At 60.8% G+C, this 24,679-nt stretch carries 19 protein-coding genes; 9 read left to right on the plus strand and 10 right to left on the minus strand.

The features are described from left to right. Window positions 1-46: 46 nt before the first annotated feature. Window positions 47-991 carry a LysR substrate-binding domain-containing protein gene (locus HNO82_RS06095; RefSeq protein ID WP_175343082.1) on the minus strand — a complete coding sequence of 315 codons (945 nt, stop codon included), beginning with the start codon at window positions 989-991 and terminating at the stop codon, window positions 47-49. Between the two features lie 118 nt (window positions 992-1,109). Here HNO82_RS06095 and HNO82_RS06100 point away from each other — a divergent pair, with 118 nt between their 5' ends. Together HNO82_RS06100 and HNO82_RS06105 are read left to right on the plus strand one after the other, a co-directional pair. Then, a complete protein-coding gene (locus HNO82_RS06100) occupies window positions 1,110-1,796 on the plus strand; it encodes an aspartate/glutamate racemase family protein (RefSeq protein WP_175343083.1) in 687 nt (228 codons plus the stop codon). 8 nt (window positions 1,797-1,804) lie between these two features. Next, window positions 1,805-3,220: an FAD-binding oxidoreductase gene (locus HNO82_RS06105; RefSeq protein ID WP_175343084.1), complete on the plus strand. Its 1,416-nt coding sequence runs from the start codon at window positions 1,805-1,807 to the stop codon at window positions 3,218-3,220. A 58-nt stretch (window positions 3,221-3,278) separates the two neighbouring features. Here the strand turns inward: HNO82_RS06105 and HNO82_RS06110 are convergent, their stop codons facing one another. The 6 genes from HNO82_RS06110 to gshA all read right to left on the minus strand — a co-directional run bounded on the left by HNO82_RS06110 (window position 3,279) and on the right by gshA (window position 13,560). After that, window positions 3,279-4,103 (minus strand): DUF3037 domain-containing protein, encoded by an 825-nt coding sequence (locus tag HNO82_RS06110; protein WP_175343085.1) that lies wholly within the window; start codon window positions 4,101-4,103, stop codon window positions 3,279-3,281. Beyond that, window positions 4,100-4,831: a HipA family kinase gene (locus HNO82_RS22225; RefSeq protein WP_249776950.1), complete on the minus strand. Its 732-nt coding sequence runs from the start codon at window positions 4,829-4,831 to the stop codon at window positions 4,100-4,102. The genes HNO82_RS06110 and HNO82_RS22225 overlap by 4 nt, the downstream gene beginning before the upstream one ends. Before the next feature lie 222 nt (window positions 4,832-5,053). Further along, the gene (gene lpdA / locus HNO82_RS06120; protein WP_175343086.1) at window positions 5,054-6,826 is read right to left on the minus strand and encodes a dihydrolipoyl dehydrogenase; all 1,773 of its coding nucleotides are present in this window, start codon (window positions 6,824-6,826) and stop codon (window positions 5,054-5,056) included. Window positions 6,827-6,856: 30 nt separating this feature from the next. Further along, a complete protein-coding gene (gene aceF, locus HNO82_RS06125) occupies window positions 6,857-8,521 on the minus strand; it encodes a dihydrolipoyllysine-residue acetyltransferase (protein ID WP_175343087.1) in 1,665 nt (554 codons plus the stop codon). Between the two features lie 203 nt (window positions 8,522-8,724). Then, window positions 8,725-11,421 carry a pyruvate dehydrogenase (acetyl-transferring), homodimeric type gene (gene aceE / locus HNO82_RS06130; protein WP_175343088.1) on the minus strand — a complete coding sequence of 899 codons (2,697 nt, stop codon included), beginning with the start codon at window positions 11,419-11,421 and terminating at the stop codon, window positions 8,725-8,727. A gap of 543 nt (window positions 11,422-11,964) precedes the next feature. Next, window positions 11,965-13,560 (minus strand): glutamate--cysteine ligase, encoded by a 1,596-nt coding sequence (gene gshA / locus HNO82_RS06135; RefSeq protein ID WP_175343089.1) that lies wholly within the window; start codon window positions 13,558-13,560, stop codon window positions 11,965-11,967. Between the two features lie 294 nt (window positions 13,561-13,854). Between gshA and folD the strand changes: the two genes are divergently transcribed. Together folD and HNO82_RS06145 are read left to right on the plus strand one after the other, a co-directional pair. Next, complete coding sequence (folD, locus tag HNO82_RS06140; protein ID WP_008327011.1) at window positions 13,855-14,700, plus strand: bifunctional methylenetetrahydrofolate dehydrogenase/methenyltetrahydrofolate cyclohydrolase FolD; 846 nt, start codon at window positions 13,855-13,857, stop codon at window positions 14,698-14,700. Between the two features lie 69 nt (window positions 14,701-14,769). Further along, window positions 14,770-16,845 (plus strand): M3 family metallopeptidase, encoded by a 2,076-nt coding sequence (locus tag HNO82_RS06145; protein ID WP_175343090.1) that lies wholly within the window; start codon window positions 14,770-14,772, stop codon window positions 16,843-16,845. 493 nt (window positions 16,846-17,338) lie between these two features. On the opposite strand, the gene HNO82_RS06155 is transcribed toward HNO82_RS06145, so the two are convergent. Then, entirely contained in the window at window positions 17,339-17,977 is a 639-nt protein-coding gene (locus HNO82_RS06155; protein ID WP_175343092.1) for a type VI secretion system amidase effector protein Tae4, read from the minus strand. A gap of 494 nt (window positions 17,978-18,471) precedes the next feature. On the opposite strand from HNO82_RS06155, the gene HNO82_RS06160 reads away from it, so the two are divergent. From HNO82_RS06160 to HNO82_RS06180, 5 genes are all read left to right on the plus strand, one after another. Beyond that, window positions 18,472-18,891, plus strand: a complete 420-nt coding sequence (locus HNO82_RS06160) for a DNA polymerase III subunit chi (protein WP_008327001.1) — start codon at window positions 18,472-18,474, stop codon at window positions 18,889-18,891. Between the two features lie 22 nt (window positions 18,892-18,913). Beyond that, entirely contained in the window at window positions 18,914-19,333 is a 420-nt protein-coding gene (locus HNO82_RS06165) for a hypothetical protein (RefSeq protein WP_008327000.1), read from the plus strand. A gap of 192 nt (window positions 19,334-19,525) precedes the next feature. After that, a complete protein-coding gene (locus HNO82_RS06170; protein ID WP_175343093.1) occupies window positions 19,526-20,836 on the plus strand; it encodes a D-amino acid dehydrogenase in 1,311 nt (436 codons plus the stop codon). Between the two features lie 385 nt (window positions 20,837-21,221). Next, on the plus strand, window positions 21,222-22,121 hold the full coding sequence (gene lpxO, locus HNO82_RS06175; RefSeq protein WP_008326998.1) for a lipid A hydroxylase LpxO: 900 nt from the start codon (window positions 21,222-21,224) through the stop codon (window positions 22,119-22,121). Window positions 22,122-22,680: 559 nt separating this feature from the next. Then, complete coding sequence (locus tag HNO82_RS06180; protein WP_008326997.1) at window positions 22,681-23,748, plus strand: GGDEF domain-containing protein; 1,068 nt, start codon at window positions 22,681-22,683, stop codon at window positions 23,746-23,748. Between the two features lie 326 nt (window positions 23,749-24,074). Here HNO82_RS06180 and HNO82_RS06185 read toward each other — a convergent pair whose 3' ends face one another. Together HNO82_RS06185 and HNO82_RS06190 are read right to left on the minus strand one after the other, a co-directional pair. Further along, the gene (locus tag HNO82_RS06185; protein ID WP_034350035.1) at window positions 24,075-24,407 is read right to left on the minus strand and encodes a helix-turn-helix domain-containing protein; all 333 of its coding nucleotides are present in this window, start codon (window positions 24,405-24,407) and stop codon (window positions 24,075-24,077) included. Continuing rightward, complete coding sequence (locus tag HNO82_RS06190; protein WP_034350033.1) at window positions 24,391-24,645, minus strand: type II toxin-antitoxin system RelE family toxin; 255 nt, start codon at window positions 24,643-24,645, stop codon at window positions 24,391-24,393. The genes HNO82_RS06185 and HNO82_RS06190 overlap by 17 nt, the downstream gene beginning before the upstream one ends. Window positions 24,646-24,679 lie beyond the last annotated feature (34 nt).

Genomic DNA, 24,679 nt, shown 5'->3' on the forward strand with positions numbered 1-24,679 from the left:
TCTGCGCTTGTCGCTTGCCTTTTTGTGTGCTTGCCTTAACGTCGTGTTAATCGCCGCTTGCAGCCGATATGTTCGTTTCTTCATCGGGCAAGCCATAACCCTGCGTGCGCACCAGTTGCTGCAGTTCGGTAATGAAGGCCTGGGTCAATTGCGACAGCGGCTCGGTGCGCACGTGCACCAGGTTGGCCCGCAGAATGGGGGCCCGCGCCACCGGCCGCACCACCATCTGGCTGGTCCCGGCCCAGCTGCGCACCGAGAATTCATCCACCAGCGCTACGCCCGCGCCCATCTGCACCAGCGAACAGGCGTTCTGCGGCGAACCCACTTCCATGATGGGCCGCAAGGCTTCTTCTTCGGACTGGTAGAAGCGCCCGACGATGCCGCCGAAAGGGGAATCACGGTTGTACGAGATCAGCGGGAAGGGCCGCAGGTCGGCCAGGCTCAGGGTGCCGCGCCGCGTCAGCTCATGGTTGTAGGGCAGCACGCAGACCAGACGATTGCTGCACAGGGGCGTGACCTGCAGGCTGGGATGTTCCATCGGCAGGATGATGATCCCGAGGTCGGCCTGGCGCGCCAGCAGGCGATCTTTCAGGTAGCCATAGTTGAGGCAGTGGAAGGTCAGCTTGACGTCCGGATGGCGATTGCGGAACAGCGCGATGGCCTGCGGGATCAGCATCTGCCCGATGCTCGGGCTGGAGACGATGTTGAGGATGCCGCTGCGGTTTTCCGACAGGTCGGTGGCCAGCTCATTGACGCGCTGCACGGCCTGGTACACGTGCTCCACTTCATGGAACAGCTTCTTGGCCTCGGGCGTGGCATACAGCCGGCCCTTGATGCGTTCGAACAGGGCGAAGCCGACCCGCTGCTCGGTGTGGGACAGCAGGCGGCTGACGGCCGGCTGCGAGACGAACAGCAATTGCGAGGCGCCGCTGATGGAGCCGGTCGTCATGACCGCCCGGAACACCTCGATCTGGCGCAGGTTCAGTGCCATGGATCCTCATCGCGCATAACAGCATGTTAAGGGGAACCGACAAATGAGCAAGGAGCATGCCCGTCAGGCTGGGGTACAGTCGTTGCCTGTGCTGACTCCTGTTTTGCGAGAAACCATCATGTCCAATGTCGCGGCCGACGGCCCTGCCCTGTTCGTCATCAATCCCAATAGTACGGCCGCCGTCACGCGCGGCATCGATGCCGCGATGGCGCCGCTGCGCATGGCCGGGGGGCCGGTCATCGAATGCCTGTCGCTGCCCTCCGGCCCGCCCGGCATCCAGACCCAGCAGGACGTGGACAGCGTGGCGCCACAGCTGGTATCGCTGGCGCGCTCCTTGCGTCCCCGTGCCGGTGCGTTCGTCATCGCCTGCTACTCCGATCCCGGCCTGCATGCGGTGCGCGAGGCGGTCGACGTGCCGGTGCTGGGCATCATGGAAAGTGGCGTGCTGACGGCCCTGACACTGGGCCAGCGCTTCGGCGTCATCGCCATCCTGCCGGGCTCGATCCCGCGCCATCTGCGCGCCTACGGGGCGATGGGCGTGCAAGCGCGGCTGGCGGGCGAACTGGCCATCGGCCTGAAAGTGACCGAACTGGCCGACTACGAGCGCACGCTGGCCCGCATGCACGAGGTGGGCTTGCGCCTGCGCGATACGCAGGGAGCCGATGTCATCGTCATGGGCTGCGCGGGCATGGCGGTCTATCGAGACGCCTTGCAGGAAGCGCTGGGCATACCCGTGGTGGAACCCAGCCAGGCGGCAGCGGCGATGGCCATCGGCCGCATCAAGATGAACTGGCATGGCGCCTGAGGACCGATATGAATGAAAATACCCAGCAACTGATAGCGCAACTGCGCAGCATCGTGGGTGACGCGGGACTGGTCACGGCGGCCGAGGAGCAGGCTTCGTATGTGAAGGATTGGCTCAACAAGTGGCATGGCCGGGTTGCCGTCGTGGTGCGCCCCGCCGACACCGCACAAACCGCCGAGGTGGTACGCCTGTGCCACCGGACCCACACCCCCATCGTCACCCAGGGCGGCAACACCGGCATGAGTGGGGGCGCTACGCCCGACGACAGCGGTGCCCAGGTGATTCTCTCGACCACGCGCATGAACCGCATCCGCGCGGTGGACCCCATCAACAACACCATGACGGTGGATGCCGGCGTGATCCTGGCCCATGCGCAGGACGCGGCGCGCGCCGCAGGACGCTACTTTCCGCTCAGCCTGGGTGCAGAAGGCAGCTGCACGATCGGCGGCAACCTGGCCACCAATGCCGGCGGCATTGCGGTACTGCGCTTTGGCAACATGCGCGAGCTGGCGCTGGGGCTGGAGGTGGTCCTGCCCGATGGCCGCATCTGGAATGGCTTGCGCGGCCTGCGCAAGGACAATACCGGCTATGACCTGCGCGACCTGTTCATTGGCTCCGAAGGCAGCCTGGGCGTGATCACTGGTGCAGTGCTGAAACTGTTTTCGCAACCGCATGCGCGCGCTACCGCCTGGGTCGGCTGCGACAGCCTGGCGCAGCTGGCGGAGTTGCTCGCGCGCACGCGGGCGCGCTGCGGCGACCGGCTGGTGGCTTTCGAGATGATGTCGGCCGCCTCCTTGGCGCTGGTGCTGCAGCACGTGACCGATACCCGCGCACCACTGGCCCAGCCGGCGCGCTACAACGCCCTCATCGAACTGGCCGATACCGAAGACCTGGGCTTGCAGGCCATGCTGGAAGAACTGCTCGGGCAAGCGATGGAAGATGCCCTGGTCAATGACGCCATGCTCTGCACCAACGGTACGCAGGCCGCCGCCCTGTGGAAAATCCGCGAGGGCATTTCGCAGGCCCAGGTGCGGGCGGGCAAGGTCATCAAGCACGACATCGCACTACCGATCTCGGCCATCGCCGAGTTCGTGGAGCAGGCCGAGCGCATGATTGCCGCTTGCGAGCTGCAGGCGGAGATCATCAACTTCGGCCACCTGGGCGATGGCAACCTGCATTTCAATGTGATGATTCCGTTGACCTCCTCGTATGAAGAGGTCAAGCAGGCCACGTTGCAGTTGAACCGGCTGGTGCACGACCTGGTGACGGAGAAACAAGGCAGCATCAGTGCCGAACACGGCGTGGGCCAATTGCGGCGCGATGAACTACGGCACTACAAGTCGCCGCTGGAGATGGAACTGATGTTGCGCATCAAGCAGGCGTTTGATCCTAACCTGATCATGAATCCAGGCAAGTTGCTTTAAGAATAAAGAATGAAAACGGCGGCCCGAAAGGGCCGCCGATGAGGCAAGATCGAACGCATCAGGCTGATGGGCGAGCAAAATCAAGGATACGCTCGACATCACGATGGTCGAACACCTCAACCTCCTGAGCCAACAGCTCGTCTGATATCTCCCGAAACACCTGACCACACTCATGATTGCCTGGAGCCGGCGGCTGCACAGCAAACAGCACCCGGGCGGGTAACAAATCCTCTCGTCGCAGCTTACGTATCTTGCCTACCCATTCCCAGCCGTGATCGTAGATCTGGGTCGGTTCATCCTGACCCAGATGCAAGGGCTTGATGGCAGCCACAGGCATCCCGTCCTCACTGCGCACAAAGGGAAACCGGACGTGGTATCTGCGATTTCCGACCGTTTGTTGGCGATAGCGGCCGATGAGATTGGCTTGCCTCAAGGCACTGCGAATTTCCTTCTCAATCAACTTTTCCTGATATTCGCGGGTGACGAAATTGCGGCCGATGTAAAAATTGTAGAGCTCTTCGAATTTTTGGTCGACATCCTGCGTCATCACCACACGCGGTTTGTCAAAGCGCAGCATGGCTTCACGTGGACGCGTCAACTCTTGGAAAAGGTTCTTGGCGAATTCCGGCTCAGTACGTTGTGGATGCTCTCGAAACACTTGCGCCATGCGAGCAAGTTCATCGATCAGCTCGCCGCGGGCTCGTCGATAGACGGCCACATCGAGCTCTTCGAAGAACGCGGTGATGCGCCCGACCTTGCTCATCATTCGAAAATGCAGTTCTCCCATCTGCGAACAATGCAGCACGAGGCCGACATTGGCAAACTCTCCTGTCTCAGCGTAGGGCAGGAATCTGACGATGGCGTACTGGCAGATATAGTTCATGGTGCCAAGTCCCAAAAATCCGGTTGATCAAATCTTCGCAGCGCAAGACCAACAGCCTCCGGGTCGAATTGCGCAGGCACCCCGAAATCAGCCCAGAACCAGGAAGGCGGGCAACTTGCAAGGGCCTCTTCCCACATCGCATAAGCGTTAGCAAGTCGCTGCTGATAATGGGACCGATGGATCCAGTCCTCCACGATACCCACCCACTCCGCAGCGAATATATGGGTTTGCAGGAAGTCAGATGCGCTGAAATCCATTGAAAAGGCGGCGTTGTGGTCGATGACCACCAACTGCGCCCGGGACGTATCCCAGAGCAAATTGGGATTGCCGCCCAGTTGCGTCAGATTGCGATCATCGTTGCGCACCCACCAGTCAAAGACGAGAATATCCCGTCTCAGCCATTGTGGCACGCGCTGGGCCTGCATCCAGCTTATCTCCAGCACATTGGGTACCCGCTGAGAGCCAAACGCGACGCCCTCTCCCAGTTCGCGTATTTCAGGATCGGAAGCGGCCTCAATCAGAGGCTCCGGGACATGAACGATAGCATAGGGCGCCACCGGGAGCCCAAATGCCGTCGCAAGCCTGGCGCATAACCATTCTGCAATCAGACCTCGGCGGGCGGCATTGCGGCCCTTGACATAGAAAAGTCTGCCCAACTCGTCCTTGCAAAGGAAAGGGCGCGTCATTCCTTGCGTAGAACGATCCAGAATTTCGATGATGTTGACCAAGATGAGCCCGCCTGACAGGTAAGCACTTCAGTAAGCCAAAAATTCTAGCGCACTCCGCTGCGTGGTCGCGCTCTTGATTGCGCCATCCCGGAAATGAGCGGGCTTCTTCCAATCTTGTTCGATGCTGAAAAGACACAACCCCGCATCCTCTGAGGAATGCGGGGTTGTCAGTAAAACTGCCGATGTCGCCAGACCGGCAACATCGGCGCCATTTCACATGATTTACTTCTTGCGCTGCGGCGGCAAGTCGGTGCAATGGCCTTCTGCAACTTCAGCAGCCATCCCCAGCGATTCACCCAGGGTCGGGTGCGGGTGGATGGTCTTGCCGATATCGACGGCGTCCGCACCCATCTCGATGGCCAGCGCCACTTCGCCGATCATGTCGCCTGCGTGCGTGCCGACGATGCCGCCACCGATGATGCGATGGGTTTCAGCATCAAAGAGCAGCTTGGTGAAGCCTTCCGAACGGCCATTGGCCACGGCGCGGCCGGAAGCGGCCCACGGGAAGTGGCCCTTCTCGATCTTGATACCCTTTGCCTTGGCTTCGTCTTCGGTCACGCCGACCCATGCCACTTCCGGATCGGTATAAGCCACCGAAGGAATGACGCTGGCGTCGAAGAAGCTCTTCTCGCCGGCAATCGCTTCGGCGGCCACGTGGCCTTCGTGCACCGCCTTGTGCGCCAGCATGGGCTGGCCCACCAGGTCGCCGATGGCGAAGATGTGCGGCACGTTGGTACGCATCTGCTTGTCGACAGCGATGAAGCCGCGGTCCGAGACGATCACGCCAGCCTTGTCAGCCGACAGCTTCTTGCCGTTCGGGCTGCGGCCCACGGCCACCAGCACCAGGTCGTACAGCTGCGGCTCGGGTGCGGTGGCACCAGCTTCAGCGGCTTCGAACGTGACCTTGATGCCTTCGGGCAGGGCTTCCACGGCCACGGTCTTGGTCTTGACCATGACGTTGTCGAAGCGCTTCTCGTTGAACTTCTGCCAGACCTTGACCATGTCGCGGTCCGCACCTTGCATCAGGCCGTCCATCATCTCGACCACATCGATGCGCGCGCCCAGGGTGGAATAGACGGTCGCCATTTCCAGGCCGATGATGCCGCCACCGATGACCAGCATGCGCTTGGGCACCTGGCGCAGTTCCAGCGCGCCGGTCGAATCGACGATGCGCGGATCCTGTGGCACGAACGGCAGGTTCACCACCGAGGAACCGGCGGCGATGATGGCGTGCTTGAACTGCACCACCTTCTTGCTGCCGTCCGCTGCAGTGACTTCGATGTGGTTGGGGCCGGCGAACTGGCCGTCGCCATTGACCACCTGCACCTTGCGGGCCTTGGCCATGCCGGCCAGGCCACCGGTCATGGTGCCGATGACCTTGTCCTTGTAGGCGCGCAACTTGTCGATGTCGATTTCGGGCTTGCCGAAGGTGACACCGTGCGAGGCCATGGCGGCCGTCTCGTCGATCACGGCGGCCACGTGCAGCAGTGCCTTGGACGGGATGCAACCGACGTTGAGGCAGACGCCACCGAGCGTTGCTTCACGTTCGACGATGACGGTGTTCAGGCCCAGGTCGGCGGCGCGGAAGGCTGCCGAGTAACCACCAGGACCACCACCCAGCACCATCACGTCGCACTGCACATCAGCGCTGCCGCCGAAGCTGGCAGCGGCAGGCGCAGCAGCGGGAGCGGCTGCCGCAGCAGGCGCTGCAGCCGGTGCAGGCGCTGCAGCAGGTGCCGGTGCGGCAGCAGCTTCACCAGCGGCTTCCACCATCAGCAGCAGCGAGCCTTCGGCGACCTTGTCGCCGACCTTGACCTTCACTTCCTTGACCACGCCGGCCTGGCTGGACGGGATTTCCATGCTGGCCTTGTCGGATTCGACCGTGATCAGCGACTGGTCCACCTTGATGGTATCGCCGACCTTGACCATCACCTCGATGACTTCGACTTCCTTGAAATCCCCGATATCGGGGACCTTGACTTCAGAGAGACTCATTGTCCTGACTCCGTAATGTTCGGTGGTGGCTTAGAGGAGCGACTTGCGCAGGTCACCCAGCACGTCGGCCAGATAAGCCGAGAAGCGCGCGCCCATGGCGCCGTCAATGACGCGGTGGTCATAGGACAGCGAGGTCGGCAGCATCAGGCGCGGCACGAACTGCTTGCCATCCCACACCGGCTTGGTGATCGACTTGGACAGGCCCAGGATGGCCACTTCCGGCGCATTGATGATGGGCGTGAAGGCGGTACCGCCAATGCCACCCAGCGAGGAAATGGTGAAGGTGGCACCCTGCATGTCGGCCGGCTTCAACTTGCCGTCGCGGGCTTGTGCGGACAGCTCGCCCATTTCGGTGGCGATCTGGCCGATGCTCTTCTGGTCGGCGTTCTTGATGACCGGGACCACCAGGCCATTCGGGGTATCGGCGGCGAAGCCGATGTTGTAGTACTTCTTCAGGATCAGGTTCTCGCCCTTCTCGTCCAGGGACGCATTGAAGGCCGGGAATTTCTTCAGGGCCGAGACGCTGGCCTTGATGACAAAGGCCAGCATGGTCAGCTTGACCGGCGACTTGGCCTTGGCGAAGGCATCGTTGGAGGTCTTGCGGAATTCTTCCAGCTCGGTCACGTCGGCTTCGTCGAACTGCGTCACGTGGGGGATCATCACCCAGTTGCGATGCAGGTTGGGGCCGCTGATCTTCTTGATACGCGACAGCGGTTGCTGTTCGGTTTCACCGAACTTGCTGAAGTCCAGCGACGGCCACGGCAGCAGGTTCATGCCCGCGCCGCTGCCATTGGTCGCCGGTGCGGAAGCGGCCACCGAGGTGGAACCGGCCATGACGCCCTTGACGAAGTTCTGCACGTCCAATTGCAGGATGCGGCCCTTGGGACCGGTGGCCGGCACGCGCGACAGGTCCACGCCCAGTTCGCGAGCAAACTTGCGCACGGAAGGCGAAGCGTGGGCCTTGCCACCGGTACTGGTGGCCGACGCGGTAGCGATGGCAGGTACGGCGGCCGCAGCGGCGGGCGCGGTTGCTGCTGCAGGAGCGGGGGCCGCTGCAGGAGCCGGTGCAGCTGCAGGCGCTGCGGCAGGCGCAGCAGCAGCAGGTGCGCCGCCCGCAGCTTCGATGGTGGCGATGATGCTGCCCTTGGCAACCTTGTCACCCAGCTTGATCTTCAGTTCCTTGATCACGCCGGCGTGGCTGGAGGGGATCTCCATGCTGGCCTTGTCGGATTCCACGGTCAACAGCGATTGCTCGGCCTTGACGGTGTCACCCACCTTGACCATGACTTCGATGACTTCCACTTCCTTGAAGTCGCCGATGTCGGGCACTTCGATCTCGACGGTACCGCCAGCAGCGGCTGCCGGTGCAGCAGCAGGGGCCGGTGCCGGGGCGGAGGCCTGAGCGGCCGCAGGAGCGGCAGCGGCGGCTTGCGGTGCGGCGGCGGGAGCTGCAGCGCCCTCGCCTTCGACGATCACCAGCAGCGAACCTTCGGCGACCTTGTCACCGACCTTGACCTTGATTTCCTTGACCACGCCCGCCTGGCTGGACGGGATTTCCATGCTGGCCTTGTCGGATTCAACCGTGATCAGCGACTGGTCGACCTTGATCGTGTCACCGACCTTGACCATCACCTCAATGACTTCGACTTCCTTGAAATCGCCGATGTCCGGGACTTTTACTTCGACTTGACTCATCTGATGCGCTCCGTTGTTCTGTTCCCCGGCATTGGGCCGGGAGAAGTATTCGCAGGTGGGAAGGTACTGGATGTGCCGCACGACGCTGGCTTCTTGAGCCATCACATCATCGGGTGGCAGACCTTCCCCTTGGGTGGCAGTTCCAGACACGACACATCCCCGCGATCAGCAGGCTGAGGCGGGGATGGTCGGTCAGGCAGTCCTTACAGGGTCACCGGGTTCGGCTTGTTCGGATCGATGCCGTACTTGGCGATGGCTTGCGCCACCACTTCCGGCTTGATCTTGCCTTCATCGGCCAGCGACTTCAGGGCCGCCACGGTCACGAAGTAACGGTTCACTTCGAAGAACTCACGCAGCTTGGCGCGGGTGTCCGAACGGCCATAACCGTCGGTGCCCAGCACCTTGTAGGAACGACCCTTCGGCACGAAGGCGCGGACCTGCTCGGCGTAGGTGCGCATGTAGTCGGTGGAGACCACGATCGGGCCTTCGCTGCCTTCCAGCGATTGCTCGAAGTAGCTCTTCTTCGGGGCCTCGGCCGGGTGCAGCATGTTCCAGCGTTCCACATCCTGGCCATCGCGGGCCAGCAGGGTGAAGGACGGTGCGGACCAAACGTCGGCATCGACCTTCCAGTCATCACGCAGCAGGTCGGCGGCGGCGATGACTTCGCGCAGGATGGTGCCCGAACCCAGCAGTTGCACGCGCAGCTTGTTTTCCTTGCCACCTTCGTTCAACAGGTACAGGCCCTTGATGATGCCCTCTTCCTGGCCCGGCTTGATGCCAGGGTGACCGTAGTTCTCGTTCATCACGGTGATGTAGTAGAACACGTCTTCCTGGTTGGCCACCATGCGGCGCAGGCCGTCATGGATGATCACGGCGACTTCGTGGGCGAAGGTCGGGTCGTAGGGGATGCAGTTCGGGATGGCCGAAGCGAACACGTGGCTGTGGCCGTCTTCGTGCTGCAGGCCTTCACCGTTGAGGGTGGTACGGCCGGCGGTGCCGCCGATCAGGAAACCGCGTGCGCGCATGTCACCGGCTGCCCAGGCCAGGTCGCCGATACGCTGCAGACCGAACATGGAGTAGTAGGTGTAGAACGGAATCATCACGCGGTTGTTGGTCGAGTACGAGGTCGCCGCAGCGATCCACGAGCTCATGCCGCCCGCTTCGTTGATGCCTTCCTGCAGGATCTGGCCGGCCTTGTCTTCGCGGTAGTACATCACCTGGTCCTTGTCGACCGGTTCATACAGCTGGCCGACCTGGCTGAAGATGCCGATCTGGCGGAACAGGCCTTCCATCCCGAAGGTACGGGACTCGTCGACCATGATCGGCACCACACGCGAGCCCAGGTTGGGGTCGCGCAGCAGTGCGGTCAGCACGCGCGAATAAGCGGCGGTGGTGGAGATTTCACGGCCTTCGGCAGTGGGCTCCAGCATGGCCTGGAAGGCCGACAGTTCCGGCACCGGCAGCTTTTCGTCCGCGTGCACGCGGCGTTGCGGCAGGTAACCGCCCAGGGCCTTGCGGCGCTCGTGCAGGTACTGCATTTCCGGTGCGTCGTCAGCGGGCTTGAAGAACGGGATGTTGGGCAGTTCAGCGTCCGAGATCGGCAGCTGGAAGCGGTCGCGCATGGCGCGGATGGCTTCGTCGTCCAGTTTCTTGGTGTTGTGCGCGGTGTTGCGCGCTTCGCCGGCCTTGCCGAAGCCATAGCCCTTGATCGACTTGGCCAGGATCACGGTGGGCTGGTCCTTGGATTCCTGCGCGACCTTGAAGGCGGCGTAGATCTTGTGCGGGTCGTGGCCGCCACGGGTCAGGCGCCAGATGTCGTCATCCGACATCTTGGAGACCATTTCCAGCAACTTGGGATGCTTGCCGAAGAAGTGCTTGCGCACGTAGGCGCCATCCTTGGCCTTGTAGTTCTGGTACTCGCCGTCGACGGTTTCCATCATGACCTTCTGCAGGATGCCGTCCTTGTCCTTGGCCAGCAGCTCGTCCCAGCCGCTGCCCCAGATGACCTTGACCACGTTCCAGCCGGCGCCGCGGAAATCGGACTCCAGTTCCTGGATGATCTTGCCGTTGCCGCGCACCGGACCGTCCAGACGCTGCAGGTTGCAGTTGACCACGATGACCAGGTTGTTCAGTTTTTCGCGGCCGGCCATGCCGATGGCGCCCATCGATTCCGGCTCGTCCATTTCGCCGTCGCCACAGAAGGCCCAGACCTTGCGGTTGTCGGTCTTGGCGATGCCACGGGCGTGCAGGTACTTCAGGAAGCGGGCCTGGTAGATCGCCATCAAGGGGCCCAGGCCCATCGAGACGGTCGGGAACTGCCAGAATTCCGGCATCAGCTTGGGGTGCGGGTAGGACGACAGACCATGGCCATCGGCTTCGCGGCGGAAGTGGATCAGTTGGTCTTCGGTCAGGCGGCCTTCCAGGAAGGCGCGTGCGTAGATGCCGGGCGAGGAGTGGCCCTGGATGTACAGCAGGTCACCGCCGTGGTCTTCGGTCGGGGCGTGCCAGAAGTGGTTGAAGCCGATGCCCAGCATGTTGGCAAGCGACGCGAAGGAAGACAGGTGACCACCCAGATCGCCATCGACGCGGTTGGCCTTGACCACCATGGCCATGGCGTTCCAGCGCATCCAGGAGCGCAGGCGCTCTTCATATTCCAGGTTGCCCGGGCAGTGCTCGCCCTGGTCGGCGGGAATGGTGTTGACGTAGGCGGTGTTGCTGGAGAAGGGGATATGGGCACCACGACGGCGCGCCAGATCGACCATGCGTTCCATCAGGTAGTGGGCGCGATCCGGGCCTTCCTTTTCGATCACGGCTTCGAGGGCGTCAAGCCACTCCTGGGTTTCCATCACATCGGGATCGTTGGCGGCCTGCGCCAGAACTTGATCGATTTGGGCTGACATGTCATGTCTCCTGGTTGTTGAGAGATCCGTCCGGTCGGGTGGACCAGGCGGGTCGGTCGGGTCATTCGGTACGCAATGCCGCCGGCAGGTGAAGCAGGAAGTCGTTATGTGTTGCCTGTATTGCAATCTTTCCTACCCCTTGGGGCAAGGCGTCGGAGGCGAAACAGGCTTAAATGTACGGTCTTCCAGCCGTGTGGACGACGAATTTTATCAGGGAATTTTCAATTTTCAAATTACGATAATCGATTTCATAATACGAAAATATGCTGCAAAGCGGCATGAATAGGGGCTTCCAGGGCCTCGTATTTTTACTATATCGCCCTTGCGGCGGGGTTTTCTTGCCCTGTTTGCAATGCGGCAAAGACCTGCCGGAGCGCACAAAACAGCATTTTTTGCCCAAGAAAAGTGAACATAAAGAATTGCCAGGACAGCAAGCATGGGGCTTTCCGACCGACCAGCAAAAACGCCTCGTCCGGGGACGAGGCGCTCTTGTCGGTTTCTTATTCAGTTATTGCTCTATATAAGTGAATAAGCGAAGGTGGGCTAGATAGCGATATTGCCCAGGGTGCTGGCCCGGTAAGCCGCCACGAAGGTATCGAAGTCGCCCACCTGGGTGCGTTCGATCTCGCGCTGGGCATCCAGCGAAGCCTGAGCGATGGCGACGAAATCGGCGGTCTGGTCGGACGACAACGGACGAGCGATCAGTTCGGCGGCCTGGCGCTGACTCTGGGCGAGGGTATAGGCCGGGAAGGAATTGCCGGCGGCGCGGATTTCCCGCAGCACGCGTGCCGAGGGCGTGGCATCGGGATCGGCCAGCTTGGCGCGCTGGGCGGCCAGGCTGTCGCGGTGCTGGCTGCCGCCGCGCTGACGGTCCAGCAGCTCGGCCACCGGTGCCATGCGGTCCAGCAACTGACGGCCCCAGTCGGTCAGCAGCAGGGATTCCCCCTTGAATTGCAGGCGCAGGCCGGGCCGACGACCTTCCTTGACGGTGGCCAGGAAGTTGGCGCGATTTTCCACGCCTTCCTCGTCCGAGGTCAGGCAGCTCGATTCCAGCGCCAGGAAGTGCAGGAACACATCCAGGAAGCGCGCGGCTTCCAGCCCGATGCCCAAGGGATTGAAGGGATCGATGTCCATGCAGCGCACTTCCACATACTGCACGCCGCGCGCCGAGAGCGCCTGTATCGGCCGCTCGCCGCTGTTGATGACGCGCTTGGGACGGATCGACGAATAGAACTCGTTTTCGATCTGCAGAATATTGGTATTGATCTGCACCCATTGGCCATCGCGCTGGGTGCCGATGGCTTCATACGGCGGATACGGCTCGCTGACCGCATGCGACAGGCTGCGGATGTAGGCCGGCAGGTTGTTGTAATGCGGGGTGATGTTGGCCTGGGCGTGGTTCTGGTAGCCCAGGTCGCTCATGCGCAGGCTGGTGCCGTAGGGCAGGAAGAGCGTATCGTCGGACAGCGACTCCAGCTGGTGCGGCCGGCCGCGCAGGAAATTGGTCGCCACCGCCGGCGAGGCGCCGAACAGGTACATCAGCAACCAGCTGTAGCGGCGGAAGTTGCGGATCAGGGCGATGTAGCGCTCGGACTGGTAATCGCGGCGCGACAGCGAGGGATCGACGCTCTCATCGCCCTCGCGCAGGACTTCCCACAGGTCTTCACTCAAGGAGAAGTTGTAGTGAATACCCGCGATGCACTGCATGGTGCGGCCATAGCGCAGCGCCAGGCCACGGCGGTAGACGTGTTTCAACATGCCGATGTGAGAGCTGCCGTACCAGGCGATGGGAATCTCGTCTTCCGGCGGCAGCACGCAGGGCATGGAGGCATTCCACAGGAATTCGCCCCCCAGTTTGGTATAGGCAAAGCGGTGGATCTCATCCAGGCGCTGCAAGGCATCGGCGATGTCGGGCATGGCCGGGGTGATGAATTCCAGCAGCGCTTCAGAGTAATCGGTGGTGATCAGGTCATTGGTCAGGGCCGAACCCAGTGCCGGCGGATGGGGCGTGCGGGCCAGGTGGCCCCGGGCGTCCACGCGCAGCGTCTCCCGCTCCACCCCGCGCAGACCCTGGCCCAACAACGCAAGATGTTGCGGCTGGGATAGCTGGTGCAGGCGGCGGGTCAGGAGATCGGTCATGCGGTAATCCTTGTTTCTTCAGGGCAGTCTATCAGGGGCCGGGAGGCTTGGTTGCGGGAGCATAACCGAAATTGCAAATCCCCGTCGTGCGCTGCCCCAAAAGCCAATGTCAGATCAAGGGGACAATATCTATTTTCAATATGACAACAAATCCTCGCTCGCCGGCATTTCGTCCGGCCTGCCGCCTGGCTTTATAATCACGGGTTCTGGCGCCTAGCGCCCTTCAGTGGCCCCGGCCTGTCCGGGCGCTTTCTTCCCAGCCCTGCCCTTCACTTTCTATTTGCCCTATCTGCCATGTCTGCCCAACTGATCGACGGAAACCTGCTCTCCCAACAACTGCGCGCCGAAGTGGCCCAGCGCGCCGCCGCCCTCACCGCCCAAGGCAAGCAACCCGGCCTGGCCGTGATCCTGGTGGGCGACAGCCCGGCTTCCCAGGTCTACGTGCGCAACAAGGTCAAGGCCTGCCAGGACAATGGCCTTCATTCTGTTCTTGAGAAATATGAAGCCACGATGACGGAAGCCGAGCTCCTGGCCCGCATCGACGCCCTCAACGGCGATCCCAAGATCAACGGCATCCTGGTGCAGCTGCCGCTGCCGGCGCACATCGACGCCCACAAGGTGATCGAAGCCATCGCCCCGGAAAAGGATGTGGACGGCTTCCACGTCAGCAACGCCGGCCTGTTGATGACCGGCCAGCCGCTGTTCCGCCCCTGCACGCCCTACGGCGTCATGAAGATGCTGGAATCGATCAATTACCCGGTGCGCGGCGCCAATGCCGTGGTGGTGGGGGCTTCCAACATCGTCGGCAAGCCGCAAGCCATGTTGCTCTTGCAAGCGGGTGCCACCGTCACTATCTGTAACTCCAAGACCCGTGACCTCGGCCACCACACCCGCCAGGCCGACATCCTGGTGGTCGCCACCGGCAAGCGCAACATTGTCACTGCGGATATGGTCAAGCCTGGCGCGGTCGTCATCGACGTCGGCATGAACCGCGATGACAACGGCAAGCTGTGTGGCGACGTCGATTTCGCCAACGCGAAGGAAGTCGCCGGCTGGATCACCCCGGTGCCGGGTGGCGTGGGTCCGATGACCATCACCATGCTGCTGGTCAACACCATCGAAGCCGCCGAACGCAGCTGATCGGCACGCCCCTAGCGCAATACCCTCCGGCAGCCTGGCTGCCGGATGTTTTCAGAGAAACGAGAGCCCATGACCACCACCGACATCGCCGCCAATCCCCTGCTCGATTTCTCGGGCTATGCCCAGTTCGACGCCATCCAGCCCGAACACGTCACCCCGGCGCTGGACAAGCTGCTGGCCGACGCCAGCCGTCTGGTCACCGAACTGGAAGCGCCGATGGCCGAAGTCACCTGGGACAATTTCGTCGAGCCGCTGGAATCGGCCACCGAAAAGCTGGGCCGCGCCTGGAGCGTGGTCGGCCACTTGAATTCGGTGATGGACACCCCGGCCCTGCGCGCCACCTACAATGAGAACCAGCCGCGCCTGGTGGAATTCTGGACCGGGCTGGGCCAGAACCTGGCCTTGTTCGAGAAGTACAAGGCGCTGCAGACCAGCCCGGCCTTCGCTTCCCTGTCGGCCGCGCGCCGCAAGGTGGTGGACAATGCCGTGCGCGATTTCCGTCTGTCCGGCGCCGAACTGGCCGAGGACAAGAAGGAACGCTTCGCCGAGATCCAGGAAAAGCAGGCCATGCTGACCACGCGTTTCTCCGAAAACGTGCTGGACGCCACCAATGACTTCGCCCTCTTCGTCGAGGACGAGGCCGAACTGTCGGGGCTTCCGACCGATGTGAAGCAAGCTGCACGTGCCGCCGCCGAGAAGGACGGCAAGCCCGGCTACAAGTTCACGCTGCACTTCCCCTCGTATTTCCCGGTTCTGCAATATGCAGATAATCGCGCGCTGCGCGAGAAGATCTACCGCGCCAACGCGACCAAGGCGTCGGAACTGGGCGCAAAGCCCGAATGGGACAACAGCGCCAACATCGACCAGATCCTGCAACTGCGCAAGGAAGAAGCGCAATTGCTGGGCTATGCCAACTTCGCCGAAGTCTCGCTGGTGGCCAAGATGGCCAAGTCACCCAGCGAAGTGATCGCCTTCCTGGAAGACCTGGGCCAGCGCGCCCGCCCCTTCGGTCAGAAAGACTATGAAGAACTGAAGACCTTCGCCCGCGAAAAGCTGGGCCTGGATGAGCTCAAGGCCTGGGACAGCACCTATGCCTCCGAAAAGCTGCGCGAGCAGCGCTACGCCTTCTCGGAACAGGAAGTGAAGCAATATTTCCCCGAACCCAAGGTGGTCGGCGGCCTGTTCCAGGTAGCGCAGCAACTGTTCGGCGTGCAGATCAAGCCCGATACCGCCCCGGTCTGGCACAAGGATGTGAAGTTCTTCCGCATCGAGCGCGATGGCCAGCTGGTCGGCCAGTTCTATCTGGACCTGTATGCCCGCTCCGGCAAGCGTGGCGGCGCCTGGATGGATGACGCCCGCGCCCGCCGCCTCACCGCGCAGGGCGTGCAAACCCCGATTGCCTATCTGGTCTGCAATTTCACCGAACCTGCCGTGGTCGATGGCGTGACCAAGCCGGCCCTGTTCACCCATGATGAAGTCATCACCCTGTTCCATGAGTTTGGCCATGGCCTGCACCACATGCTGACGCAGGTCGATGAAGTGGGCGTATCGGGTATTTCCGGCGTGGAATGGGATGCGGTGGAACTGCCTTCACAGTTCATGGAAAACTTCTGCTGGGAATGGGATGTGCTGCAGCAACTGACCGCGCATGCCGAGACCGGCGCGCCGCTGCCGCGTGCGCTGTATGACAAGATGATCGCCGCCAAGAACTTCCAGTCCGGCTTGCAGATGCTGCGCCAGGTGGAGTTTTCGCTGTTCGACATGCTGATCCACCATGAATATGAAGTGGGCGGCAATCAGACCGTGCAGCAACTGCTCGACAGCGTGCGCGACCGCATCGCCGTGATCCGTCCGCCGGAGTTCAACCGTTTCCAGCATTCGTTCTCGCACATCTTTGCGGGTGGGTATGCGGCGGGTTACTACAGCTACAAGTGGGCGGAAGTGCTGTCGGCTGACGCTTACAGCGCCTTTGAAGAGGCAGCTGCCAGCAGCGGCAATGTGATCTCGCTGGAAACCGGCCGCCGCTTCCAGCAGGAAATCCTGGCCGTGGGCGGTTCGCGTCCGGCCATCGAGTCCTTCAAGGCGTTCCGTGGGCGGGAGCCGAGCATTGATGCGCTGTTGCGGCATAGTGGGATGGCGGCCTGAGTCGCCAATTCTTCAGGTAGTAAACAAAGCCTCGGTGGAAACCGGGGCTTTGTTGTTTCCGGGACTGTTGTCTCTACCGGTGAAACGCATTGATACATTTTCGTGGCTAGCGAAACCTGCTCAGGGATTGACGCTGAAGCCAATGTACCGAGCACCAGAAATGACAAGGCCTTGCCCCAGGTCCACTTGCTGGATCAATGAGGATGCTGATGGACATAGAGAAACCACGTCAATATGAGCATGACAAACGTCGACGCAAGCAACAAGCAAATCAAGATCCTGGATGCCTGAGGTTTTCCAACGGTGAGCGGCAGACCAGCTCCCCACAGAATTGGCATCGCGGCATAGATTGCAAGTGAAATTCCACGTAGTACGCCAGGACATGATTCGATACAGATGTTGGTATTGGCCACGATTTCAAACAGCGAAGGAATCAAGTCGAAAATGTATCCGATTAGAAGTCCTGCACAGAACAGAGCAGTCTTTCTCATGATCACTTCACCTCAAAGAAGAGTATGAGTTTTGACGCTCTAAGGTCAGAGTAAAAGTGAGGCCAAGGGCGATGGATGCCCAGTGAGAATCGTGCGAATGTTTCTAACGTCCCAGCGATTCCGTTGTTGGTGAGTCGTGATCCATTCCACAGGTCGATATGTCCACCGCTGGCATTAGCGGCAGTTTGCCCTTCTCGCGTCCAATAAGCATGAAACATGATGATCCCTGTACGCCCTTTCACCTTCGACTCCCAATCCTTGCCTGTGATGTCCTCTGGCTGCTTGGGCAAACCGCAGAATGGTTGCAGCTTGAGCCATTCGCCAAGCTCATACGCTCGCACGGCTGCCGGCTTGCCATCCATCATGACACGGCCCAAGGCTTTGGCGCCTGGCATCGGCTTGACCGTCTTCTGCGAGAAGGAGCTCATCTGAATGCCCACCTTGTGAAATGTGGCACTGACGCGCAAGGCGCACTGGTTGCTGTAGTCCCCTTTGTCCTCAGGCCCCGGCTTGAACGGAGCGCCACTCACGTAGTTGTCCCACAGGTCCGAGAATTTCACGACAGGCACGTCAATCTTGCACACCGAGTCCTTGATGGTGTTGGTCCGCACCTTGGCTTGTTGCACCAGAATCTTGCTCATGCTTGCGGCACGCCATGCGAGCGCCTTGGAATGCGTAGGCACGCCCATGGCTGAGGCAAGTCTGGTCACCTTCGATCACCGTACCGCCGCAGGCGGCTTTGTCACCGTAGCGAATCCAACCGATGATCTTCATGCGCGATCTCCCGTCCGGCACAGGTGGCCAGCTTGTAGAAGGCCATGCGTGCCGATGCTGCCTGAAAAATCGCTTGCCAAGTGCCGCCCATCCGATTCCGTGTGTTTCATTTTTGCTCCTTCCATCAGTCGCAAACGCTCGCCCCAAAGCCCATCAGCGCTCGCTGAAGAGGTGCTGACGTTTTGGAGTGAAAGGAGTCTAAATTTGACAACCGGCAAAGCAGATTGCCCTCAAGCAATCAGGCTCCATTTCTCGAAAAAGATCGACTCACCTGACGGGAACCACCACCGAAATCCGGCGGACAAGGGCGTTCTTTGGCACTCCGATAGCCTGCTGCACCGCGACCCACTATACTGGCGGGATGACCCGAATCGACTTTCACAGCAACGTCCCGCAAAAGATCGCTTACGTGTGCCGTCTGGTGCGCAAAGCGCGCGCTTCCGGCGCCAACCTGGTGCTGCGCACGCCCGACCGCGCCGAGTTGCAGCAGCTCGACCAGGCGCTCTGGAGCTTCTCCGAGCAGGATTTCCTGCCCCACGTGATGGCCGGCGACCCGCTGGCGGCGCAGACGCCCATCATCCTGACCGCCGACGACAGCACCGAACTGCCGCACCACCAGATCCTCATCAACCTGGGTGGCGACACCCCCGCGCACTTCGCCCGCTTCGAACGCCTGCTGGAAATCATTTCCGCCGACGATGCCGACAAGGCCGCCGGCCGTGACCGCTACCGTTTCTATAAAGAACGCGGCTACCCCCTCTCGCACCATGTGGCCGCCTGAGCCCGCCCCGCCCGCTCATGCCATGAACCACGACGACAACAGCATTCCCCTCCTCACCGAGATCATCCCGCTGGCACCTGCCGCCCCGGATTACACCGCGCCCGCGCAACCCGGCGCCTTCCACACCCAGCCTGCTGCGGCCAGCTACCAGGCGCCCGCCGCTGCGGCGCCCATGATGGCCGCCATGCCCCCGGTTACCCCGGTCGCCGAGCAATACCGCCAATGGGAACAGGAAATCCGCGAAAACGTCCTGCAAAGCCTGCTCGAACGCGTCGATACCGTGCTGCACCAACACCTGCAAGACCAGATGGCGCTGGCCCTGGACCATCTTTCCGAGATCGTGATGCAGCGCGTCAGGGAAGGCCTGCGCGATGCCTTGACCGAAACGGTAGAGCGGGCCGTCGCGGAAGAGATGGCACGTTTCACATCTTCAAAAATGTAAATACGATCTGATTTTTCTTTTTATTTTGAATAAAAATTCCGCATCAGTCTTTTTATTCACAAAAAATTGATCCAGTATTGATCACATCTGCAATCGCGCTTTTCTTACAATGCTTGCATTGTTCGCATTTGAATTCAGGGATGCGAACGTCCGAACAACCACAGCAAGTTCACGCAACACCGGGAGAGCAAGATGAAAGTGATCGTATTGGGCGCAGGCATTATCGGAACCGCTTCGGCCTGGTTCCTGAAGAAGCAGGGCTACGACGTCACCGTCATTGACCGTCAGCCCGGCGCAGCGCAGGAAACCAGCTTCGCCAACGGCTGCCAGATCTCGGTCTCGCACGCTGAACCCTGGGCCAATCCGGCTGCCCCGATGAAGGTCTTGAAGTGGCTGGGCAAGGAAGACGCCCCGCTGCTCTACCGCTTCCGTCCGGAATGGCTGCAATGGAAGTGGGCCGTGGCCTTCCTGCGCGAATGCACCGCCGCCCGCACCGACGAGAACATCCGCAACATCGTCGCCCTGTGCGAATACAGCCGCCAGACCCTGCAGGCCGTGCGCGCAGAGACGGGCGTGCAGTACGACCACCTGACCCGCGGGATCCTGCACTTCTATACTGAAGAAAAGGAATTCCAGGACTCCCTGCCGGCCGCCAAACTCATGCGCGACCTGGGCTGCCCACGCGAATCCATCGGTGCCGATGAAGTGATACGCATCGAACCGGCACTGGCCTCGATCCGCAACAAGATCGTCGGCGGCGACTTCACCGCCACCGATGAATCGGGTGACGTCTTCAAGCTCACCACCGGCCTGGCCAAGAAGAGCGAGGAAGCCGGCGTCGAATTCCGCTATTCCACCACCATCACCCGTCTCATTACCGAAGGTGCCGGTGCATCGGCCCGCGTGACCGGCGTGGAAATCATCAACCCGGACGGCCGCCATGAAGTCTTGCAGGCCGACACCTTCGTGGTCGCCATGGGCAGCTTCTCGCAGCAACTGGTCAAGCCGCTGGGCATCGACCTGCTGCTCTACCCCGGCAAGGGCTATTCGGCCACCTACAAGGTCACCAACCCGGACGCCGCCCCCACCGTCTCGCTCACCGACGACGGCTACAAGCTGGTGGTCTCGCGCCTGGGCGACCGCCTGCGCGTGGCCGGTACCTGCGAACTGAACGGCTATACCCGCGAACTGAACACCACCCGCTGCGAAGCCATCACCCGCCGTACCCGTGAACTGTTCCCCGATGGCTGCGACTACGAAAACCCGACCTACTGGACCGGCCTGCGTCCGCTGACGCCCTCCAACGTCCCCTATGTGGGCAAGACCAAGTTCGCCAACCTGTATCTGAACACCGGTCACGGCACCCTGGGCTGGACCATGGGCTGCGGTTCGGGCCGCGCGATTGCCGAGATCGTCTCCGGCCAAGTGCCGGAAATCGATTTCGCCTTCACCGGACTGCCGCGCTGGAACCGGGCACGCCAGGTGGTGACCCAGGCCGCTTGAGCCTTTTGCTTCACCCTCTCGCGAAGGACCGGACTCCCGGTCCTTTTTTTATCCCCTTGATCTGGATCAGCGCAAGCCGCTGTTGAAAGAATATTCACATAGGGCAATCAGCCCTCCTTACAAACGCTGACTCCCCCTTGGTGTAGAATCCTCGCTTGCTCTGCGTCGCCGGCGTCTGGCCGGGCCTGCGCAGTGAGCGGGATTTCAACTCATCATCGTGCATCTTGCGGCATCATGGCTTCTTCCAGCCTGTTTTTTTCTGCTGCTGCCCCGGCTCGAACCGCTTGTTGTCGTTGATCTCCCTGCTCCCGACCCCATATGGACGGATATCCGTCACAGCCTTTTCCTTCAGTTGAAGAGGCCGGCAACATCAAAGGACCCTGCAATGAAATGGGCAATTGTCTTCATTTATCTCTTTTCCATCCTGTTCATCCACTTCCGAGGTCGGGTGCGCCTGCCCTTCCTTCGGCAGTTCTTCGACCACTCGTCGATCATGTCGCCGATCAATCTGTTCATGTACGCGTTTTCGCGCGTGCCAGCCGTGCCTTATCCGGCCGTCAAGCAGTTTGATGACCTGGCCATCATCGACCAGAACTGGGAAGTGATCCGCGACGAAGCCGTGGCCCTGCGTGAAATGGCCAAGATCAAGGCGGCGGAGAAAAATGATGATGCCGGTTTCAACTCCTTCTTCAAGGCTGGCTGGAAGCGCTTCTACCTCAAGTGGTACAACGCCAGTCATCCCTCGGCCGAGAAGTTCTGCCCCAAGACCGTGGAAATCTTGAAGCGCATTCCCTCGGTCAAGGCCGCCATGTTCGCCGAGCTGGCCCCGGGCGGGACCCTCAATCCGCACCGCGACCCCTTCGCCGGTTCGCTGCGCTACCACCTGGGCCTGGTCACGCCCAACGATGACCGCTGCTTCATCGAAGTCGACGGCCAGCGCTACAGCTGGCGCGATGGCCAGAGCGTGGTGTTCGACGAGACCTTCATCCACTGGGCGCAGAACGGTACCGAGACGAACCGTATCATCCTCTTCTGCGATGTCGAGCGGCCGCTGCGCTATCGCTGGGCAGAAGCCATCAATGGCTTCCTCGGCCGCACCATGATGACCGCCGCCGCCTCCCCCAATGAGACCGGCGACCAGACCGGGCGCGTCAACAAGCTGTTCCGTTTCGTCTGGCTGGCCGGGCAGTATCGCCGCCGCTTCAAGAACTGGAACAAGACCGTCTACAAGATCACCAAGTTCGGTCTCATCATTGCCGTCGCCCTGCTGATCATCTATGCCTGAGGCTGGATGGAGGGTAGCCGCCATCGGCAATCCGAAACAAGATCGTAAATGATATAAACAAAAATCGCCGGCTACCCAGTCGGCGATTTTTTAAGTCAATCCCGGAACTGGCGTATTGATTTTCGGAGCATGAGAAGCAGGACCGGTCGCCGGCAGACAATGTCAGATCAGCGTCAATTCCGCTACACAGCTGGTTTGTAGCCGGTTTGTCTGATATCGGAAGGCGCCCGGGAGAGAAAAACTCACCAAGTCGCACGTAAGTGAAAATCACGCAAGAGTTGAAGTTTCCACATGGAAATGAAATGGTGATTTTTCTGCAGTGAAATGCAGAAACTGCTTCATTCCCCTGCTTGCCGCCTGTAAAATCGCTTTGCTTCCGTGCTAGCTTGATGGCGTGAATCTTGCAACGGGATCGTCTTCGTTGCGCTGTGACATGCCTTGCTCCTGACTGCGCTCCTGCCGATGGCCGGGCACTGCTTCATGGCATGTCAGCCAGCCCGCTGTCGAAGACGCCGGGCAAGCACAGCCGAGTACCGACCATACATAGAACAATGGGCTCATGCAGGACATCGACGACGAGATGAAAAAACCGCTGCTCAAGCATCTGGTAGAAATCACGGCCCACCGGGAGCATTCCCGCCTGGCCATCTCCGTCATCTCCGCGCTGTACCAGCTGACCGACGTCGAGGCCATCCGCATGCTCGACATCTTCACGCTGCGTGATGAACACTTCGTGCAGGAAAAGATGGTCATCCGCGATGGCGCCGTGCACACCATCGCCGAGCTCACCAGCGACGATCCCAAGGAACCGCTGTCGACCTATCCGGCCATGCTGGCCTGCATCCGCAATCATCTCAATGAGTTCCAGGAGACCACGGCCGATGGCCAGCACCTTTTGTGGCTGCCGGTCTGGCTGCATGGCAAGATGAATTCCTGCCTGGAGATCCGTAGCCAGGTTCCCTTTGCACCGGCCATGCTGGACGTGATCCACGGCATCTTCCACGTCTATTGCAATTACCAGAGCCTGCTCGACTACAGCGAGCGCGATGCACTCACTGGCCTGTTCAACCGCAAGACCTTCGATGAACAGTTCACCCGCTACGCCTTTGCCATCGCGCCGCACGAGGCGCACTCGGTGGACCGTGACGAGCGCCGTCACGAGAGCAACGACGAACCCAAGGGTCACTGGCTGGCGGTGGTCGACATCGATCACTTCAAACAGGTCAATGATCGCTACGGCCATCTGTACGGGGATGAGGTGTTGATCCTGGTGGCCAATATCCTGCGCGCATCGTTCCGTGCGCATGACCGCATCTTCCGTTTCGGTGGTGAGGAATTCGTGATCTTGCTGCGCTCGACCACGCTCACCGATGCGCGCAAGATCTTCGACCGCTTCCGCCAGAACGTGCAGGAATACGATTTCCCGCAGGTCGGCAAGGTGACGGTGAGCCTGGGTTTCGTCAATATCGCGCGGGAGACGCCGGTGGTGATCCTGGGCCATGCCGACCAGGCGCTCTATCACGCCAAGAAGAGCGGTCGCAATCGCATCTGCTACTACCAGGAACTGGTCAATTCGGGTGTGCTGCGCTCGGGTATCACGACCAACGACACGGTGGAATTCTTTTAGTCGGTCCACCTGCACAGACCTGCACCGGGGCCGCGCGAGCGGTCTTTTTTTTCACCTGCGCTTTGTGTGTGCTGCCCTGCAAAGCAGATGGGGACTGGCCGGACTCATGCACGACGTGCATTCGTTCATGTTTCAAAAGCATGAGACAACGACGTGCCGCCTTCGTATGATCGCCCTCGTCCGGCAGCGCATGCCTGAGGCGATATCCATCATTGCTCAGGACAGGCGCGCCAGCAAGCAAGGTGTTTTTGTGTTGTAACCTGAGGTATCCTCAGTTCCCTCTTGGCCCCGCTTCGGCGGGGCTTTTTTCGCTCTTGCAAAGTAGCTCAGAAATCCAGTTGCTCGATGCTTACTCCCAGTGCCGCTGCGATCCGCTCCAACGACAGCGGGCGCAAGCGGGTACTGCGTTCCTGCTGTGCATAAGCCGACTGCGAGATACCTATGCGCGCGGCGACCTCCTGCTGGGTCAGGTTCAGATGCTCGCGCCAGCTGCGCATGGGGGTCCATTGGTGTTCGACCATCATCGCGACGACCTCGTGCGGAACGTAGGCTTCATCCTCTTGAGGGAGCTCCTTGACATAATCCGCATACGGGATCACGACGAAGGCCGGCTTTCCATCGGCCCCGTGGATGATCTGAGTATTAGTACGTGCGTTCATTGCGCTTGCTCACTTCCTCGATAAAGACAATGCGGACAGTTCCGTCGAAGTTGAAGAAGACTCGATAGTGACCAACCCGAAGCCGAAATTGACAAGGATGATTCGTCAGCGATTTCACTTGCTGGCAATGCGGCATCAGTTCCAACTTGGCCGTTGCGTCCTTGATTCTGATTTGATCGGAGCGGTTGATCTTCAATAACTGCCTGATAGCTCTTGGGTGCCACTTGATCGAATTCATGCGCCTTAATTATAAGTCCATTATCAGTATTTAC

This window comes from Herbaspirillum sp. C9C3 (assembly GCF_013359625.1).
Classification (GTDB): domain Bacteria; phylum Pseudomonadota; class Gammaproteobacteria; order Burkholderiales; family Burkholderiaceae_D; genus Herbaspirillum.

What these genes read in the sequence shown, in the direction of transcription:
- HNO82_RS06160 (WP_008327001.1), top strand. Translation starts at nt 18,472, where the DNA reads ATGACCCGAATCGACTTTCACAGCAACGTCCCGCAAAAGATCGCTTAC.
- HNO82_RS06110 (WP_175343085.1), bottom strand. Translation starts at nt 4,103, where the DNA reads ATGAACTATATCTGCCAGTACGCCATCGTCAGATTCCTGCCCTACGCT.
- HNO82_RS06105 (WP_175343084.1), top strand. Translation starts at nt 1,805, where the DNA reads ATGAATGAAAATACCCAGCAACTGATAGCGCAACTGCGCAGCATCGTG.
- HNO82_RS06185 (WP_034350035.1), bottom strand. Translation starts at nt 24,407, where the DNA reads ATGAACGCACGTACTAATACTCAGATCATCCACGGGGCCGATGGAAAG.
- HNO82_RS06180 (WP_008326997.1), top strand. Translation starts at nt 22,681, where the DNA reads ATGCAGGACATCGACGACGAGATGAAAAAACCGCTGCTCAAGCATCTG.
- folD (WP_008327011.1), top strand. Translation starts at nt 13,855, where the DNA reads ATGTCTGCCCAACTGATCGACGGAAACCTGCTCTCCCAACAACTGCGC.
- lpxO (WP_008326998.1), top strand. Translation starts at nt 21,222, where the DNA reads ATGAAATGGGCAATTGTCTTCATTTATCTCTTTTCCATCCTGTTCATC.
- HNO82_RS06145 (WP_175343090.1), top strand. Translation starts at nt 14,770, where the DNA reads ATGACCACCACCGACATCGCCGCCAATCCCCTGCTCGATTTCTCGGGC.
- HNO82_RS06095 (WP_175343082.1), bottom strand. Translation starts at nt 991, where the DNA reads ATGGCACTGAACCTGCGCCAGATCGAGGTGTTCCGGGCGGTCATGACG.
- gshA (WP_175343089.1), bottom strand. Translation starts at nt 13,560, where the DNA reads ATGACCGATCTCCTGACCCGCCGCCTGCACCAGCTATCCCAGCCGCAA.
- HNO82_RS06190 (WP_034350033.1), bottom strand. Translation starts at nt 24,645, where the DNA reads ATGAATTCGATCAAGTGGCACCCAAGAGCTATCAGGCAGTTATTGAAG.
- lpdA (WP_175343086.1), bottom strand. Translation starts at nt 6,826, where the DNA reads ATGAGTCTCTCTGAAGTCAAGGTCCCCGATATCGGGGATTTCAAGGAA.
- HNO82_RS06100 (WP_175343083.1), top strand. Translation starts at nt 1,110, where the DNA reads ATGTCCAATGTCGCGGCCGACGGCCCTGCCCTGTTCGTCATCAATCCC.
- aceE (WP_175343088.1), bottom strand. Translation starts at nt 11,421, where the DNA reads ATGTCAGCCCAAATCGATCAAGTTCTGGCGCAGGCCGCCAACGATCCC.
- HNO82_RS06170 (WP_175343093.1), top strand. Translation starts at nt 19,526, where the DNA reads ATGAAAGTGATCGTATTGGGCGCAGGCATTATCGGAACCGCTTCGGCC.
- HNO82_RS06165 (WP_008327000.1), top strand. Translation starts at nt 18,914, where the DNA reads ATGAACCACGACGACAACAGCATTCCCCTCCTCACCGAGATCATCCCG.
- HNO82_RS06155 (WP_175343092.1), bottom strand. Translation starts at nt 17,977, where the DNA reads ATGAGCAAGATTCTGGTGCAACAAGCCAAGGTGCGGACCAACACCATC.
- aceF (WP_175343087.1), bottom strand. Translation starts at nt 8,521, where the DNA reads ATGAGTCAAGTCGAAGTAAAAGTCCCGGACATCGGCGATTTCAAGGAA.